15 protein-coding genes are annotated in these 14,959 nt (G+C 66.2%); 8 read left to right on the top strand and 7 right to left on the bottom strand.

Features of this window, described 5'->3' with window-relative positions; translation table 11 throughout:
• Positions 1 to 375: a hypothetical protein gene (locus tag AE618_RS17720; protein ID WP_156330326.1), complete on the top strand. Its 375-nt coding sequence runs from the start codon at positions 1 to 3 to the stop codon at positions 373 to 375.
• A 32-nt stretch (positions 376 to 407) separates the two neighbouring features.
• Here the strand turns inward: AE618_RS17720 and AE618_RS28530 are convergent, their stop codons facing one another.
• The 3 genes from AE618_RS28530 to AE618_RS17710 all read right to left on the bottom strand — a co-directional run bounded on the left by AE618_RS28530 (position 408) and on the right by AE618_RS17710 (position 2,508).
• Positions 408 to 959 (bottom strand): extensin-like domain-containing protein, encoded by a 552-nt coding sequence (locus AE618_RS28530; RefSeq protein ID WP_054210364.1) that lies wholly within the window; start codon positions 957 to 959, stop codon positions 408 to 410.
• 335 nt (positions 960 to 1,294) lie between these two features.
• Entirely contained in the window at positions 1,295 to 1,459 is a 165-nt protein-coding gene (locus AE618_RS28050; protein ID WP_156330325.1) for a hypothetical protein, read from the bottom strand.
• Between the two features lie 248 nt (positions 1,460 to 1,707).
• Positions 1,708 to 2,508, bottom strand: coding sequence for a response regulator (locus AE618_RS17710; RefSeq protein WP_054210363.1), 801 nt, complete (start codon positions 2,506 to 2,508; stop codon positions 1,708 to 1,710).
• A gap of 213 nt (positions 2,509 to 2,721) precedes the next feature.
• Here AE618_RS17710 and AE618_RS17705 point away from each other — a divergent pair, with 213 nt between their 5' ends.
• From AE618_RS17705 to AE618_RS17695, 3 genes are read left to right on the top strand one after another with little or no spacing between them, the layout of a single operon-like run.
• Positions 2,722 to 2,937 (top strand): NepR family anti-sigma factor, encoded by a 216-nt coding sequence (locus tag AE618_RS17705; protein ID WP_054210362.1) that lies wholly within the window; start codon positions 2,722 to 2,724, stop codon positions 2,935 to 2,937.
• Complete coding sequence (locus tag AE618_RS17700; RefSeq protein ID WP_054210361.1) at positions 2,924 to 3,484, top strand: sigma-70 family RNA polymerase sigma factor; 561 nt, start codon at positions 2,924 to 2,926, stop codon at positions 3,482 to 3,484. The genes AE618_RS17705 and AE618_RS17700 overlap by 14 nt, the downstream gene beginning before the upstream one ends.
• A 50-nt stretch (positions 3,485 to 3,534) precedes the next feature.
• Positions 3,535 to 5,139: a histidine kinase dimerization/phosphoacceptor domain -containing protein gene (locus AE618_RS17695; RefSeq protein ID WP_197280813.1), complete on the top strand. Its 1,605-nt coding sequence runs from the start codon at positions 3,535 to 3,537 to the stop codon at positions 5,137 to 5,139.
• Positions 5,140 to 5,203: 64 nt separating this feature from the next.
• Here the strand turns inward: AE618_RS17695 and AE618_RS17690 are convergent, their stop codons facing one another.
• The 3 genes from AE618_RS17690 to AE618_RS17680 all read right to left on the bottom strand — a co-directional run bounded on the left by AE618_RS17690 (position 5,204) and on the right by AE618_RS17680 (position 8,440).
• Positions 5,204 to 6,082, bottom strand: coding sequence for a transglutaminase family protein (locus tag AE618_RS17690; RefSeq protein ID WP_054210359.1), 879 nt, complete (start codon positions 6,080 to 6,082; stop codon positions 5,204 to 5,206).
• A gap of 168 nt (positions 6,083 to 6,250) precedes the next feature.
• A complete protein-coding gene (locus AE618_RS17685) occupies positions 6,251 to 6,529 on the bottom strand; it encodes a hypothetical protein (protein ID WP_054210358.1) in 279 nt (92 codons plus the stop codon).
• Positions 6,530 to 6,667: 138 nt separating this feature from the next.
• Positions 6,668 to 8,440, bottom strand: coding sequence for an ABC transporter ATP-binding protein/permease (locus AE618_RS17680; protein WP_197280812.1), 1,773 nt, complete (start codon positions 8,438 to 8,440; stop codon positions 6,668 to 6,670).
• Positions 8,441 to 8,710: 270 nt separating this feature from the next.
• On the opposite strand from AE618_RS17680, the gene AE618_RS17675 reads away from it, so the two are divergent.
• The 4 genes from AE618_RS17675 to AE618_RS17660 all read left to right on the top strand — a co-directional run bounded on the left by AE618_RS17675 (position 8,711) and on the right by AE618_RS17660 (position 13,982).
• Positions 8,711 to 9,466 (top strand): Crp/Fnr family transcriptional regulator, encoded by a 756-nt coding sequence (locus AE618_RS17675; RefSeq protein ID WP_082365366.1) that lies wholly within the window; start codon positions 8,711 to 8,713, stop codon positions 9,464 to 9,466.
• 122 nt (positions 9,467 to 9,588) lie between these two features.
• Positions 9,589 to 10,383: a class I SAM-dependent methyltransferase gene (locus AE618_RS17670; RefSeq protein ID WP_248310923.1), complete on the top strand. Its 795-nt coding sequence runs from the start codon at positions 9,589 to 9,591 to the stop codon at positions 10,381 to 10,383.
• 161 nt (positions 10,384 to 10,544) lie between these two features.
• The gene (locus tag AE618_RS17665) at positions 10,545 to 11,477 is read left to right on the top strand and encodes a glutaminase (protein ID WP_082365365.1); all 933 of its coding nucleotides are present in this window, start codon (positions 10,545 to 10,547) and stop codon (positions 11,475 to 11,477) included.
• A 156-nt stretch (positions 11,478 to 11,633) separates the two neighbouring features.
• Entirely contained in the window at positions 11,634 to 13,982 is a 2,349-nt protein-coding gene (locus tag AE618_RS17660; RefSeq protein ID WP_197280811.1) for a methyl-accepting chemotaxis protein, read from the top strand.
• A gap of 48 nt (positions 13,983 to 14,030) precedes the next feature.
• Here the strand turns inward: AE618_RS17660 and panE are convergent, their stop codons facing one another.
• Positions 14,031 to 14,954 carry a 2-dehydropantoate 2-reductase gene (gene panE, locus AE618_RS17655; RefSeq protein ID WP_054210355.1) on the bottom strand — a complete coding sequence of 308 codons (924 nt, stop codon included), beginning with the start codon at positions 14,952 to 14,954 and terminating at the stop codon, positions 14,031 to 14,033.
• Positions 14,955 to 14,959: the final 5 nt, after the last annotated feature.

Genomic DNA, 14,959 nt, shown 5'->3' with positions numbered 1-14,959 from the left:
ATGAAGGTGACGATCAAACGCCGTACAGGGACCACAGTTCCGCGCAAGCTGGAACTGGTTAACGTCCGTTGCGTTGGAACGTCACCGTCGCATGGGAAAGGCCGGGGGATCGTGAGCCAGAGCCAAGCCGCCATTCAGACCTCGCCGCTGCCCATGTCTGGTGGCGCCGATGCCCCGCCGTTCTGGGAGCTGGAGGACTTGATCGGGAACGGCTTCCCCCGTGAGGCGGCGCTCGCCGTGATGGCGGCGCGGAGGCCGGCCACGACGCTGCGATTCCACGACGCCGCGATTCAACCTCCCGACATCCACGCGCCGGGACCTCTTCAGAAGCCCATACGGCACGAGCTTTTGACCGTCGTTCTCGCCGGAGCCTGAGCCGATACGAGGCTCAGGCTCGACCTGGAGCGCTATTGGCAGAAGCGACTTGAGGCCGAGCGTCTCGGCTGGATGTCGACATGCAGGTGATTGGCGTGGGCGGCATCCGAACCTGGGCCCAGGCTGGTCATGAAGGCGCCGCAGGCCGACTGCCTGATTGCCGCAAGGAAGCGTTCCTGCGTCGCATCGTGAGGTTTCTCGACCACAACCGTTTCATCCGCTTTGCCGTCTCCGGTCACGAACGCGAAGATATCGAGGGCCTGCCCGGTCGAATGCTCACTGAGTGGCCCATTCGTCGATCTGTTGCGGCGACGGCATTCGTGGCCGCCACCCACCCGCAGTTCGGTCAGTTCGCGAGCGAAATAGCCTTTCGCCAACGGTTGGACGCTCGTCTCGAGCCATAGCGCGACGGCCTTCGCCATGGTGCAGCTCAAGGTCGCCGGCGGCTGTAGGCTGGTCCGCACCGACACGCTCCCTGCTCTCACGGTCAGAGCCTCGACCACGACGGGATCGACGACGGAACAGGCCGCGTCGTGACCGGGCTTGATCTCGGTTGCGCGCACGCCGCTGCCATGAATGGCCACCAACGCCTCCACGCAACTTGCACCGGGCGCGGCGGCAGCGTTTGGCTCGCCAGAGTTTTTCTGCTCCGGAGACGATTCTGCCGCCGGTTTGCTCGCGGGTTCAGCTCCAGGTGCTTGGATTGCGGGCGGCAATTCGGGCGCGACAGGCCGCGTCGGTGGAAGACTGGGTGGGCGGCGCGGCGGCAAAGGCGCTTCGACGGCGAGCACCGGACGGGAGGCCGCTTCGTTGCCGCAGCCAAGGGATGCAAGCGCAAGGCCTCCACATATCGCCGTGGCGCGCAGGAGGACGCCTCGCGCCGTCCTGCGCCCCGCTCGTCGCCTGATTTGGAGCAGGGTCAGCTGTCGAGCGCCGATGCGCTTGCAACTGCAATCGCGGTGACGCCGGCAAGGCCGAGCGACAAAACCTCCGACACAAGCGCGCCTTGCTGCACCAGCCCGCCGAACAGGGCTGCCGCGATCGACGTCGCGGTGACCACCGCTGCGAGGAACGTCATGGCCATGGCTTCACACCCTCCCAGATGCCGAACCGACGCTTCTTTTGGATATTACCCGCCGATGGAACGCGGATGCCGTGGTCCGGTTCCGAGGGCGCGATGTGTTCTCTGTCGGACACATCGACAGACTGAGCGGATCGCCAGAGGCGATCCCGAACCGAAGGTCACACCTGAAAAAGCCCGCGGCGCAAGGCACCGCAGGCCGGATTCCCGGGAATGGAGACGGGCGTGAGAGATGCCCGAATGCAGCAGGGTCAGGCGGCCTTGCGGCCGGCGCGCCTGTCGAAGAACAGCGCCTGGCTGATCGCAGCCTTCACAGCCTCGGGCTGGAACGGCTTGGTGATCAGGAAGGCCGGCTCCGGCCGGTCGCCCGTGAGCAGCCGCTCCGGATAGGCGGTGATGAAGATCACCGGCACGTCGATGGAGGCGAGAATTTCGTTGACCGCATCGAGGCCGGAGCTGCCGTCGGCCAGCTGGATATCCGCCAGGACGAGTCCGGGACGCTTCTTGGCGACGAGCGCGATGGCCTCGCGCTGGGTACGGGCCACGCCGGTGACGGTATGGCCGAGTTCCTCGACCATGGTTTCGATGTCGAGCGCGATGATCGGCTCGTCCTCGATGATCAGGACATCCGTCGCGACCTGTTCGGCGATCTCCTGGCCCGCGGTCTGGACGAGGCCGGCGGCATCCGCCGCAGACACGTCCATGATGCTCGCGACCTCGTCGATCGAGAACCCTTCGACCGTGCGCAGCAGGAACGCCTGACGCGGACGCGGGGTCAGCGCCTCTAGGTTGCGCTCCACCGGGGAGTGATTGAGCGACGCTGCGGTGCCGGACTCGGCCGTATTGAGGCCGACCGAGGACCAGAGCTTGAGGAAGGTGCGATAGAGACCGATCCTCGGGTTGAGATCGCGCGGGAAAGCGCTGGGGTCGAGCACCAGCGCCTCCAGCATCGCCACGACATAGGCGTCGCCGCTGTTCTGCGTGCCCGTCAAGGCGCGTGCGAAACGGCGCAAATAGGGCAAATGCGGCGCAATTTCCTTGGCAATCGACATAGATATGTCCTCTTGAAACGTGCCGGAAATGAGCATCCGGCGGGGCCTGCTGACAAGCGATTTATTTTTCGCGGACGCTGGAACTTTCTGGGTGGAACCCTGTTGAAGGGGAGTACGAGTGTCGGTATCGCCCATCGCTGGCATCCGGACTTGGGTGAGTAGGATGACGGGACCCGCTGGAAAAGCAGGCCTGGTTTTTGTGCGAGGGCTGACATGAGCGACGCAGATACGGCGATGGACGATTCCGACGGGGGGGAGAGCGAACTGATGCTTGATCCGAAGGTGCAGGAGTCCATCGGTCGCTCGCTGAAGGCGCATTACGACGACATCGTCAACGCGCCGGTACCGGACAAGTTTCTGGTTCTGCTCGCCCAACTCGAGGCAACCGAACATCGCGCCGTCGGAGCATTCCCAGATGAGCGCAAGTGAGTTCAAGGACGGCCTCATCAAGGAGATTCCGAACCTGCGGGCCTTCGCTGCTTCGCTGTCGGGCTCGATGCAACTGGCCGATGATCTCGTTCAGGACACGCTGCTGAAGGCCTGGGGCAACTCGGAGAAATTCGAGCCTGGCACCAGCCTGCGCGCCTGGTTGTTCACGATCCTTCGCAACACCTATTATTCGCTCTATCGCAAGCGCGGTCGGGAGGTGCAGGACAGCGAGGGGACCTATGCCGAACGCATGGCGACGCACGGCAACCAGGAAAGCCATCTCGACCTGGCCGACTTCCGCAAGGCCCTGGCGAAATTGCCGGAGGAGCAGCGCGAGGTGCTGATCATGGTTGGCGCGACGGGCCTGTCCTATGAGGAGACGGCCGAGATCTGCGGCGTCGCGATCGGCACGATCAAGAGCCGGGTCAACCGCGCTCGCACGAAACTCGCCGAACTCTTGTCGATCGGGAGCCTCGATGACCTCGGACCCGATCGCAAGAGTGCGGCCGCGATGCAAAGGGTCGGCTCCGAAATCGTCGGACTCTGATGCGCCTCGCGCGCTTCAAGACCGTTCGAGGACGACTTCTCGCGCTTCTGGTGGCGATCGCCTTGCCGATCGCGTGCCTGACCGCGCTGGCCGCGCTCACGACCTATCGCACCGTGATCGCCGCCATCGAGGTGTCCCAGGCGCGGGCCGCGGACGGCTTCGCGGTACGCACCCGCGTCTGGTATCGTGGTGCGCTGCGTTCGTTGCTCGCGACCGGGACCGTGATTGCAAGCACGAGCGGCGGGGACGCTGATTGCGCCGTCTCCGGTCGAGCCCTGCTGCAGCAGGTTCAGGGCTATCGCGCCTTTCATGTATTGACGAATGCCGGCAGGGCTTGCGCGGTCTCGCTCGATCCGGGCCTGACGGTCGCGGACCTGGTTGCTGCCTCTGCCCGGCTGAAAAGCTTGCCCCCGGTCAAGGTGTGGGGCGGCGCTGAACTCGCCCAGATTCGCTATGACTACGTGACGCTGGCGGAGCGCCGCTATCTGGCGATCTATACCAGGAACCCGGATCCGGCGACGGTCTTGCAGGAAGCGCTCCTTCTCGTCGATCCGCAGCTGCTCGATCAGGTTTTCGATCTCGGTGAAGCCGGCGAAGGCATGAAGGTCGCACTCATCTCGAGCGGCGGCACGGTCGTTACCAGTCGAAACAGCACGAAGAGCGACGAGGATGCCTGGCTGCCGCGCGAGGAGGTTGTCCCGCCGGGCCAGATCCGCTGGGAGGCGCCAAGCCGCACGGGCGGAATGCGGACCTATGCGGCGCAGTTGGTGGCGGAGCCCGACCTTTATGTCATCGCCAGCTTCGATGAGGCGCCGGCCCGCGCGGCGCGGGTCCAGTTCCTCGTCCTGCTTTTCGCTCCGCTCCTGACTCTGCTGCTGCTCTGCATCGTCTATCTGCGCGCGATCGATCGGCATTGCGTCGTGTGGCTGCGTGGTATCGAGGCCACTGCGCGGGCCCGTTCGACCCATCCCAACGCCCGGGCGGTCATCGCGGAGGACATGCCGGCCGACATCCGCAGCGTCGCCGAAGCCTTCAATACCATGGTGGACGAGCAGGAGGTACGCCAGCGGCGGCTCCAGACCGCGCTGGACGACAACCGCTTCCTCGTGCGCGAACTGCATCACCGGGTGAAGAACAGCCTGCAGGTCGTGCAGAGCTATATCGGCTTGACCAAGCGCGATTATCGCGACGAAGCGAGACTCGCGTTGGCCGATGCGGAATGCCGTGTCCACGTTCTGTCCGCTGCGTATCGCTTTACGCTGGCGGATGGCGAAATGCAGCCGGTGCGCGTCGACCTGTTCATCGAGGATGTGGTCGCGATGATCGACAATCTCATCCGTCGTCGCGACCAATGGGTCTCGAGCCGGCTCGAGACGGAAGCGACGCTGTCGGTCGACCGGATCATACCGCTCGGCTTCCTGGTCGTGGACGTGGCCTCGCGCATGCTGCGCACCACACCCGGAGTCAGTCTCACAATCATCGTGCGGGATGTCGATGCATCGACGATCGCGATCACGCTCGAGGCGGATCGCGAGATCGCGCCGAGCGAGCCGCCCAAGATCTTTGCAGGCCTGGTGGCACAGATCGAAGCCGTGCAGGTGGAGCCCGCCGAAGGCCGCAGGCTCGGCAGCTGGCACGTCAGGCACAACGTCTGATCGTAAAGGGCCTTGCGCGGATGCCTTCCGCGATCGGCGGCCCGGGCGGAGATCCCGGAGCCGCTCAGCTCGGCTCCTCGACGGTCTCGATGGTGACGCCGACACCCAGCCCCAGGAAGGAGCCGGGCAGCCCGGTGAAGCTGCCCGACACGGGCGAGGCATCCTCCGGGACACGCGAGACCGCGACCCGCAGCAGTTGGCGGTCGGCGACGAGGTCGTTGGTCGGATCGAACTCGACCCAGCCGTCGCCGGGAATGAAGACGTCGGCCCAGGCATGCGTCAGGCCGACCGTCGAGACCAGCCCGGCCGCATTGGGCGTCCGGTCATGGATGTAGCCGGTGACGAAGCGCGAGGCGAAGCCCATGCGTCGGGCGAGCTCGATGAACAGCCAGGCATAGTCGCGGCATGAGCCCGCCTGCTGGAGAAGCGTATCGGCGGGGTGTTGAGTGCCCTCGTCATAGCGCACGGAATAGCTGAGGCTCGTATAGATCGCATGCGCGAGGTCGCGCAGCAGGTGACCGGACCCGCTGCCGAGCCGATTGCGGAAGTCGCTCAGCCACTGCTCGAGCACGCCGTCGGGGTCGGCGGCCGCCGCATCGAGATAGGGCTGGAGAACGATCCTCTCGCTATCGCTGTAGACCACAGCTGTGACGGCCGTCATCGGCTCTACATCCGTTCGCGGCAAGGCGGAGCCGAAACGCTGGATCAGCAGTTCGCTGACGATGTCGAGTTGATCGGCAGGCGCGTCGAAATGGGCGACCGCGACCGAATTGCCGTAGACGTCGTGCATCCAGCGCAACCGCGCCTGAGGCGAGATCGACAGCGCCGTATCGACGACGCGCAGGTCGAAACTGTCACGTGGGCGCAGCATCAGCCGGTGCGGTCCGAACTGCACAGGGCCGCCATAGCTGTAGGTCGTCGAATGCCGAATACGCAGATACATGGGTCGTTTCCGGTGGCAGAAGCGCTCCCGCCCTGATCAGCCGCGGGGCGCGACAAAAAACAAGCCGCCCGAAGGCGGCTTTGAAGTGCGATGCGAGGGGTACATCGTCAGATGAATGCGACACCGGCATGATTGTTCCCGGTCAGCGGTTGATGACGCGCGATTTTCTCAGCGGGTCACGACGCCGCTGGCTGTCGACAGCATCGCCTGCTGCGAGCCGCCGATGGCGCGACGGGTCACGCCGACCGAGCGCTGCGACGGATTGACCGCTGCAAGGCGGATGTCGGACGGAAGATTGTGCTCGATCTTGGCCTGGGCAACCGCAGCGGAGCTGTCGCGGTTGGTCTCCTGCAAGCCGGAGCCGAGAGTGAGCGCGAAAACAGCGGCGCCCATGAATCCGAAGAAAAGGCCGGCGCGCTTGATGGGGGCAAAGCTGTTAGCAAACATCTGTCTCTCCCGTCGCCTATGCCGGGCAAGAACGGCCGGCTTGTGAGGAGTTAACGCAAGGACGCCGAGAGGGTTCCATTTTGGGAGGCCGGGCGGCCGGCGAGCCCCGATCACATCGACGCGAGCGAGCCTGCAGGCTCAGGCCGCCTCGTCATTGGCGGCGATCCTGGTCTTGAACAGGCGCCACAGCGATTTGCCAAGACGGCGTGAGCTCAGATGGGCGCCGGCATGGCGCTTCTCCAGCGTGATCTTGCGGTCGTGGAAGTCCTCCAGCCCAGGGCGATGGCCGACGCTGATGACCGTCGCGTGAGCGAGTTCGGCCTCGAACAGACCAAGCAATGCGTTCTGGCTGTCCTCGTCGAGGGCCGAGGTCGCCTCATCCATGATGATGATGTCGGGCCGCTGGATGACGAGACGGGCAAAAGCGACGCGCTGACGTTCGCCACCTGAGAGGATGCGGTCCCACTTGTCCTGATCGTCGAGTCGTTTGGCGAGATAGGACAGGCCGCATCGCCGCAAGGCGGCGAGGACGATGTGGTCCGGCACCGGCTTTTCGGCCTCGGGATAGAGCAGGACCGTGCGCAGCGTCCCGATCGGCAGATAGGGCTTCTGTGGCACGAAGGCGAGCGACTTGCCGGCCGGCAGCGCGATCGAACCGGAACCCCAGGGCCATAGCCCCGCCAGCGCGCGGATCAGTGTGCTCTTGCCGGTGCCGCTTTCGCCGACGATCAGCACCTTCTCGCCAAGCCCGATCACAACCGACGCGTCCGCGATCACGGCCCTGCCATTGCTGTGGGCGATCGAGAGCCTGTCGATGTGGATCGCGCCATCGGCACTCTCCTTCATGTCGATATGGGTCTCGCCCTCCATGATCGTGCCGACATCGAGCCCTTCCAGAGCCTCCTGCAACTCGTCGACGCGGGTGACCGAGGCGAACCATTCGGCGAGGCGCACGAAGTTGTCGACGAACCAGATCAGCGCTGCCTGCACGGCGCTGAAGGCCGCCACGACCTGCATCACCGCTCCCAGGGAGACATCGCCGGAGAGGTATTTCGGCGCGATCAGAAGCAGCGGCACGATCGGGAAGAGCGCGCCATTGGTGTTGAGCACGAGGGCGATGACGCCCTGCTGCCTGATGACGCGCAGCCAGGCCGCGACGACGCGGCCGTAGTTCTCGCCCACTGAGCCGCGCTCGTCGGCATCGCCGCGGATCAGCGCGATGCTTTCGGCGTTCTCGCGAAGCCGCGTCATCTCGGCGCGAAACTGGGCTTCGGCCTCGTTCTTGGCCGCGATCCTGGCAACCAGCGGCCGCCCCGTCAGATAGGCGGCGAGCGAGGCGACGAGCGCATAGCCGATCGCGGCCAGCGCCATGTAGCTGGGGATCACGATCTCGACGCCCGCCAGCATGAAGCGGGCAGAGCCTGCGACATGCCACAGGATCGCGGCGAAGGTCGCGGCCGTCACCGCCGCGCTGATCAGCCCGATCGCGAATTCGACGAGCGGCTCGATGGCGAGGCGGACGTCCTCGGCGATGCGATATTCCGGTGCCGCCTGCTCCCTGGCGACGAATTGCAGCCGATAATAGCGCTGGTCCGCGATCCACCAGCCCGCGAGCCGGCGTGTGAGGTATTCGCGCCAGCGCATCTGTAGCAGCATCCGGCTGATCACCAGGGCGGACAGGGTGAGTGCCGACACCGCGATCAGCAGGGGCAGCCACGCCGCCACGCTCCAGGCGGCCGCCACGTCACGCTTTTCCAGCGCATCGAAGAAGAGACGGTTCCAGGCGTTGACGCCGACGGCGGTGGCGATCTGCGCGGCGACGAAGGTCAGAACGACGAGCGTCAGGCCCCAGGCACGCCATCGCGTCTCGCCGCTCCAGAACGGGAGGGCCACGACAAAAAAACGCCGCATGCGCGAGCGCTTGGCAACGGGCGGCGTTTCAGTCATCAGAATCGGAACTCCAGGCGGCGCCTGCCTTCGCCGCACATGGGGATCGCCGCCTTCAGCCAACGTGCCGCGTCAGCAACGGTTCCCCAAGGAAATGCGCGCAATGCTCCGCTGCCCGATGGCAAAGATATCCAAACTGGGCGAAAGCTCTCCGCAGGGGACAATTGCGACTGGGATCGTATCGCGGACGGAAGCGGACCGCTGGACTGTCTGAGCCGGGGGATCGAGCGAGGCATGACGGATACCGACCACCATGGCCGCAACGGCGTGCCCTGCCTGGCATGCCCGCTCCGGCTGAAGCCCGCCTTCAAGGACAAGACCGACGATGAAGTCCGCTTCATCCAGTCGATGAAGGTCGAGCATCGCCGTCTGCCGCCGGGGGCCGACATCATCCATCCCGGCCAGGAGGATGCGGAACTCTATACCCTGTTTGCCGGCTGGGCCTTCCGTTACCAGCTTCTTCCCGACGGTCGCCGCCAGATCCTGAACTTCCTACTGCCCGGCGATCTGGTCGGATTGCAGGCTTCCCTTCTGAGTGCCGCCCAGCACGGTATCGAGGCGCTCACCGAGGTCGAACTCTGCGTGTTCTCGCGCAAGCGGGTCTGGGATCTGTTCGTGCGGATGCCGAGCCTGTCCTACGAGATCGCCTGGCTCGGTTCGCGCGAGGAGAGCCTGATCGACCAGAACCTGACCTCGGTCGGCCAGCGCAATGCCGGCGAGCGCATCGCCGCGCTGGTGATTTCCCTCTATCGGCGGGCCGATGCGCTCGGGTTGGTCGCCGACAACAGCTTTCGCTTTCCGCTGTCCCAGCAGCAGCTCGCGGACGCGCTCGGCCTGTCGCTGGTCCACACCAGCAAGACCTGGTCGAGGTTGCGCAAGGCCGGTCTTTTCTCGACGTCGGACGGGCGCCTGACCTTGCTCAATCCGCGCCTGACCTCCCGGATGGCCCTGCTCTACGAGCGGGAATTGGAGCCGAGACCGCTGATCTGACGCCGATTGGCCGCGCGCGCGGGATTTAAGACTTGGCTCCGGACCACTCTTGACCCCATATGACGCGCAGGTAACGTTCGTTACAAGGTGATGGTCGTCCCGTGGGCGATGTCAGAGGTTTCATGTCACTCACGACCCGCAGCCGGTCCTCGCATGGTCGATCGCTGGCAGCCCGCATCGGGCAGTCCCGTGTCGCCCTGCGCATCGAGGACGAGATGCGGGTGACCGCCGCCGATTTGGTCGACAGCGTCGCGGAAGCCCGGCTCAAGGTCGCGACGGTGCGCTACAAGGTCCAGGACGAGGTTCGTAGCAAGACCGAGAAGCTGCGGTCGCGCGTCAGCGAGGCCCGGACGAAACTGGGCGACGAGGCGCGCTTCATCAAGTCTTGGATCGACGATCCGATGCGGACCGGCTCAGTGACGCCGTCGGGCCCGGCGCTGGCCCGGCGCATGGCCTCCTTCGTCGATCCGGCCTTGCCTGGCCCGGTCATCGAGATCGGCCCCGGCACCGGGCCCGTCACCGAAGCGCTGATCGAGCGCGGCGTCAGGGAAGACCGGCTGATCCTGGTCGAGTACAGCCCGGAATTCTGCAAGCTTCTGCGCCAGCGCTTCCCGCAGGCGACGGTGGTCGAAGGTGATGCCTACGCCCTGTCGACGACTCTGGCCGGGCATCTCGACGGCAAGGCCATTGCGGTGGTCTCGAGCCTGCCCCTGTTCAACCAACCCCCGGCGATGCGGACCGCCCTGGGCAAGGACGCCTTCACGCTGCTGGCGGAGGGCGCGCCCTTCATCCAGTTCACCTATTCGGTGGTGTCTCCGTTGCCGCGCAAGGGCTCCGGACTCAAGGCCTTCGTCTCGGACTGGGTTCTGCGGAATATTCCTCCCGCTCGCGTTTGGGTCTATCGCCAGGCGGTTTGACGGAGGCGCGAACCGGGCTGCGGATCCAGGTCGCAGGCAACGGGCCGAGCCGCTGGCCAGGTTTGAAACCGCTCTGCTGCAAAGGCCTTGGCTGAGCCGCGCTTGACCGGCGTGAAGCGCTCGGGCTTGGTTTTGGCTGCTGCCGTGGGGTGAGAGACAGCGTGACCGACATTGCGCGGCTTGTCGCCGACATCGCAGACGAGATGGCGGCCCTGCCCGAGCGCGGCGAGGTCGCGACCTATATTCCGCCGCTGGCTGCGATCGATCCGCGCCATTTCGGTCTGTGCATCGTGACGGCGGATGGGACCGTCCACATGGCCGGCGACGCGCTCGAACCCTTCTCGATCCAGAGCATCTCGAAGGTGTTTGCGCTGACGCAGGCGCTCGGCAAGGTCGGCGAGGCGCTCTGGAACCGCATCGGGCGCGAGCCTTCGGGCACGGCGTTCAATTCCATCGTCCAGCTCGAGCGCGAGCAGGGCATTCCGCGCAACCCCTTCATCAATGCCGGCGCGCTCGTCGTCGCGGACGTCAATCTCGGCGGGCACGAGCCGCGCGTGGCGATCGGTGAGCTGCTGCGCTTCGTGCGCTATCTCGCCGACGACGACACCATCGCCATCGACGAGGCGGTCGCGCGCGCCGAGCAGGCGACCGGTTTCCGCAACATCGCGCTGGCCAATTACATGAAGGCCTTCGGCAATATCAGACATGCGCCGGAGCTGACGCTTGGCGTCTATTTCCATCAATGCGCCATCGCGATGAATTGCCGGCAGCTCGCCATGGCCGGCCGTTTCCTGATGCATGGCGGACGCCATGGTCGGGCCGGCGCTCGCGTCGTCTCGGCCCTGCGCGCACGCAGGATCAACGCCCTGATGCTGACCTGCGGTCATTACGACGCCTCGGGTGATTTCGCCTTTCGCGTCGGCTTGCCTGGCAAGTCCGGGGTCGGCGGTGGTATCCTGGCGATCGCGCCCGGCAGGGCTTCGATCGCGGTCTGGTCGCCCGGCCTCAACACCAGCGGCAACTCGAAGATCGGCACCCTGGCGCTGGAACGGGTCGCCGAGGCGACGGGCTGGTCGGTCTTCGGCGCGGGCTGAAGAGGGCATCCTTGAAACCTGGCGGTAGGGTTACCGCTCACTGCCCGACAAAGAGGGAATATTAATCATCGAGCTGCATACTGTGGTCAGAATTCTTCGGCCGGGCCGCATCATCGAAGACTGTGCGCCCATGCCGTGTTGACCAGGATGGTGCCGGTGCAGCTCTTCCCCGCCTCGATCAAGAACTACCTCGTCGCGACGATGGCATGCCTCTGCATCCCCGGCGTCGGGGCGCTGGCCTATATGGCGACCCAGTCCTTGGCGGATGTCCGCACCAATATGCGCTTGACCGAGCTCGTCGAGGCCGACCGTGCGCTGCTGCTGGCCGGCAACCTCATCCGAAGCAACCGTGGCCAGGCGCAAACCGCGATCCAGGCCATGGACGATCCGAAGCCGATCATTCAGAAGGTCGAGCAGGCCAGCAAGACCGAGCTGGCCAATGCCGTGGCGCGGTTGAGGGCGACCGATCTCGCTGACCGCGAGACGCTGATCGACGGCATCGTCCGTCAGGAGAAGGCGACCGCGACCAAGCTGGCCGACATCCATGCTGAGGCCGGCAAGCCGAAAGCCCAGCGCAGCCTGGCCGCGACGATGCCCTGGTACAACGGCGTGGGCGAGATCGAGACCGCAATCGTCAAGGCCTCGGACGCCACGTCCAATGCCGTGCGGCTGGCCGATCCCGTGCTCGCCGATCTGCAGGCGTTCAAGGCGGCCGGCTGGCGCGTGCGGTCCAGCTACGGTTCTCAATGCTCGGTGCTTCGTCCGGCGCTGGGCTCCGGCAAGGCGCTCGAAACCACCCAGTTGCGGGCGCTCGGCGAACTGCGCGGAGCCTCGAGCGCCGGCGTGTCTCAGTTGCAGCAACTCAGCGCGCGTCCCGGCGTCGGCGCCGAACTGGTGCGCAAGGTCGGCGTGGCTGCCACTGAGGTTCAGGCGGCGAACCGTTTCATGGACGAGCTGATCGGCCGCCTCGGCCAGGGCGCCGGTCCGGTGATTTCGGCAGAAGAGTGGACGAAACAGTGCAATGCGCCGTTCACGGCGATCGTCAGTGCCGTCGAGCAATCGCTGGACGACATGGCGGCATCGACGCAGTCGAAGCTCAGCCAGGCCTCGATCGGCTTGTCGGTGATCGGCGCGCTGCTGGCCGTGCTGCTGGCGGTCTGCGTGACGAGCTGGCGCGGCATGCAGCGCCGCATCGCCAAGCCCGTCGTCGCGTTGAAGTCGGCTCTCGATGTGATGCAGGCCGGCGATTTCTCCCAGCAGATCCCGGCCCCCGCCTCGCCTGACGAGATCGGCGCCCTGAGCGGCGCGCTCGAGGCCTATCGCGAAAACGCCCTGTCCCTCGAGGCGAACCGGCGCGACCGCGAACTCGCCATGCTGGCCGACAGCGAGCAGGCGGCCAATGTCCAGACATTGCTGGCGGAGGTCGCGACCATCGTCGCCGCCGCCCAGAACGGCGATTTCTCCGGCCAGGCCTCGGTCGGCGATGTCGGCGGTGCGCTCGGCGATCTGGTGATGGGCATCAACGAGATCAACGCGGTGGTGGATTCGGCGACGAGCGAGTTCGCCCGGGCGCTGTCGGCGGTAGCCGAGGGCGACCTGACGGTGCGGGTCGAGGCCGCCTATCGCGGCAAGTTCGCGGAGTTGAAGGGCGCGATCAACGACACGGTCGATCGTCTGTCCGCGACGGTGCGCACGATCCAGGTGACCTCGGCCGATGTCGGGCTCGCCGCGCGCGAGATCAACATGGGTGCCGACGATTTGTCGAAGCGCACCGAGGAGCAGGCCTCCTCGCTGGAGGAGACCGCCGCCACGACCGAAGAGCTCGCAGCCTCGGTCAAGGCCTCGGCTCAGGCCTCGAAGGACGCAGCCGCCATCGCCAACGAGGCGATGCAGGCCGCGCAAAGCGGCGGCGCCATCGCCGGCCAGGCTGTCGAGGCCATGGCGCGCATCGAGAGCGCCTCGCAGAAGATCTCCGACATCATCCGTGTCATCGACGACATCGCCTTCCAGACCAACCTGCTGGCGCTGAACGCGGCGGTGGAAGCGGCGCGTGCGGGCGACGCCGGCAAGGGCTTCGCCGTCGTGGCCTCGGAGGTGCGGACGCTGGCGCAGCGCTCCAGCGCCGCCGCCAAGGACATCTCGGGCCTGATCTCGTCGTCGAACCTGGAGGTCGGCGAGGGCGTCAAGCTGGTGCGCCAGGCCGGCGAGCAGCTGAGCCAGATCCTGGCCTCCTCGCGCAAGGTCGCCGCCACCATCGCCGACATCTCGGCGGCGTCCGGCGAACAGGCCAACGGCATCGACGAGATGAGCCAGGCTGTGGCCCATCTCGACGAGATGACCCAGCAAAACGCCGCACTCTCCGAGCAGAGCGCAGCCTCGGCCGCCTCGCTCTCCTCCCGCATCGGGCAGCTCAACGACCTCGTCGCAGCCTTCAGGACAGGTCAGGAGGGCGCGGGGGCGTCGTCGTCCTACCAGCAGCACGGCAGCCATCGCCGCGCGGCGTGACCGAGCGGATGCGACCTGACGCCGGACACGGCGTCAGGTTTTCCACCATCAGGCGGCGGTCAGCCGTGCCTGATAGATCGACATCTGCGCATAGACCGCGGCGAGCAGCGGGGCCGCGACACCGGCAGCCTCGCCGCGCACCAGCAAATCTCCGATGATCTGGTCGGCCTCGATCGACGAGCCGTTCTGGAGATCGCGGTAGAGCGAGGGCGTCAGGTTCGAGCCCTCGGCCGTCAGCATGCTGCGAGCGCCCGCGACAGCCGCCTCGCCGGGAGGCACCCCGGCGGCGCGGATGATCGCCAGAATCTCGTCGAGCAGGCCGTTGGCGACCGCAAGACCTCCCGGTGCCGCCACGACCTCGCCGATCGTGCCGCGCATGAGGCAGGTGATGGCACACAGCGAGGCCAGGAACAGCCATTTCTCCCACATCTCGCGCTCGATCGCGGCCGACAGCCGCGCCTCGAAGCCCGCGCCCTGCATCAAGGCGTCGAGAGCCTGCATGCGCGCACTCGCCGTACCGTCGAACTCGCCATAGGTCAGGCTCTGCATGGGGGAGAGCTGGACGATCCGCCCCTGCGCATCGATCGTCCCGGCGATCCGGCAGACGCCACCGATGATCGCCTTGCTGCCGAAGCGGCGCTTCAGCGCATCGACATGCTTCATGCCGTTCAGCACGGGCATGATCATGGTGTCGGGGCCGACCGCCGGGGCAAGATCCTCCAGCGCGGGCGCAAGCGAGAACGCCTTCACGCTGAGCAGGATCGCATCGTAGTGGCCGGAGAGCTTGCCGGTCTCGACGATCTCCGGCGCCATCGTCAGGTCACCATGCGGGCTGACGATGCGCAGGCCATCGGCCCGGATCTGCGCGGCCCGGCCCGGCCGCAGCAGGAAGGTGACGTCACGCCCGGCCGCAGCCAGCCTCGCGCCGAAATAGCCGCCGGTCGCGCCGGCTCCCACCACGAGCAATCGCATGAGAG

It is taken from the genome of Allobosea vaviloviae (assembly GCF_001298265.1).
Classification (GTDB): domain Bacteria; phylum Pseudomonadota; class Alphaproteobacteria; order Rhizobiales; family Beijerinckiaceae; genus Allobosea; species Allobosea vaviloviae_B.
The sequence above is the reverse complement of the archived record's forward strand: the minus strand, read 5'-3'. Positions and strand labels throughout refer to the sequence as shown.

What these genes read in the sequence shown, in the direction of transcription:
- AE618_RS17720 (WP_156330326.1), top strand. Translation starts at nt 1, where the DNA reads ATGAAGGTGACGATCAAACGCCGTACAGGGACCACAGTTCCGCGCAAG.
- AE618_RS28050 (WP_156330325.1), bottom strand. Translation starts at nt 1,459, where the DNA reads ATGGCCATGACGTTCCTCGCAGCGGTGGTCACCGCGACGTCGATCGCG.
- AE618_RS17710 (WP_054210363.1), bottom strand. Translation starts at nt 2,508, where the DNA reads ATGTCGATTGCCAAGGAAATTGCGCCGCATTTGCCCTATTTGCGCCGT.
- AE618_RS17705 (WP_054210362.1), top strand. Translation starts at nt 2,722, where the DNA reads ATGAGCGACGCAGATACGGCGATGGACGATTCCGACGGGGGGGAGAGC.
- AE618_RS17700 (WP_054210361.1), top strand. Translation starts at nt 2,924, where the DNA reads ATGAGCGCAAGTGAGTTCAAGGACGGCCTCATCAAGGAGATTCCGAAC.
- AE618_RS17690 (WP_054210359.1), bottom strand. Translation starts at nt 6,082, where the DNA reads ATGTATCTGCGTATTCGGCATTCGACGACCTACAGCTATGGCGGCCCT.
- AE618_RS17685 (WP_054210358.1), bottom strand. Translation starts at nt 6,529, where the DNA reads ATGTTTGCTAACAGCTTTGCCCCCATCAAGCGCGCCGGCCTTTTCTTC.
- AE618_RS17680 (WP_197280812.1), bottom strand. Translation starts at nt 8,440, where the DNA reads ATGCGGCGTTTTTTTGTCGTGGCCCTCCCGTTCTGGAGCGGCGAGACG.
- AE618_RS17675 (WP_082365366.1), top strand. Translation starts at nt 8,711, where the DNA reads ATGACGGATACCGACCACCATGGCCGCAACGGCGTGCCCTGCCTGGCA.
- AE618_RS17670 (WP_248310923.1), top strand. Translation starts at nt 9,589, where the DNA reads ATGTCACTCACGACCCGCAGCCGGTCCTCGCATGGTCGATCGCTGGCA.
- panE (WP_054210355.1), bottom strand. Translation starts at nt 14,954, where the DNA reads ATGCGATTGCTCGTGGTGGGAGCCGGCGCGACCGGCGGCTATTTCGGC.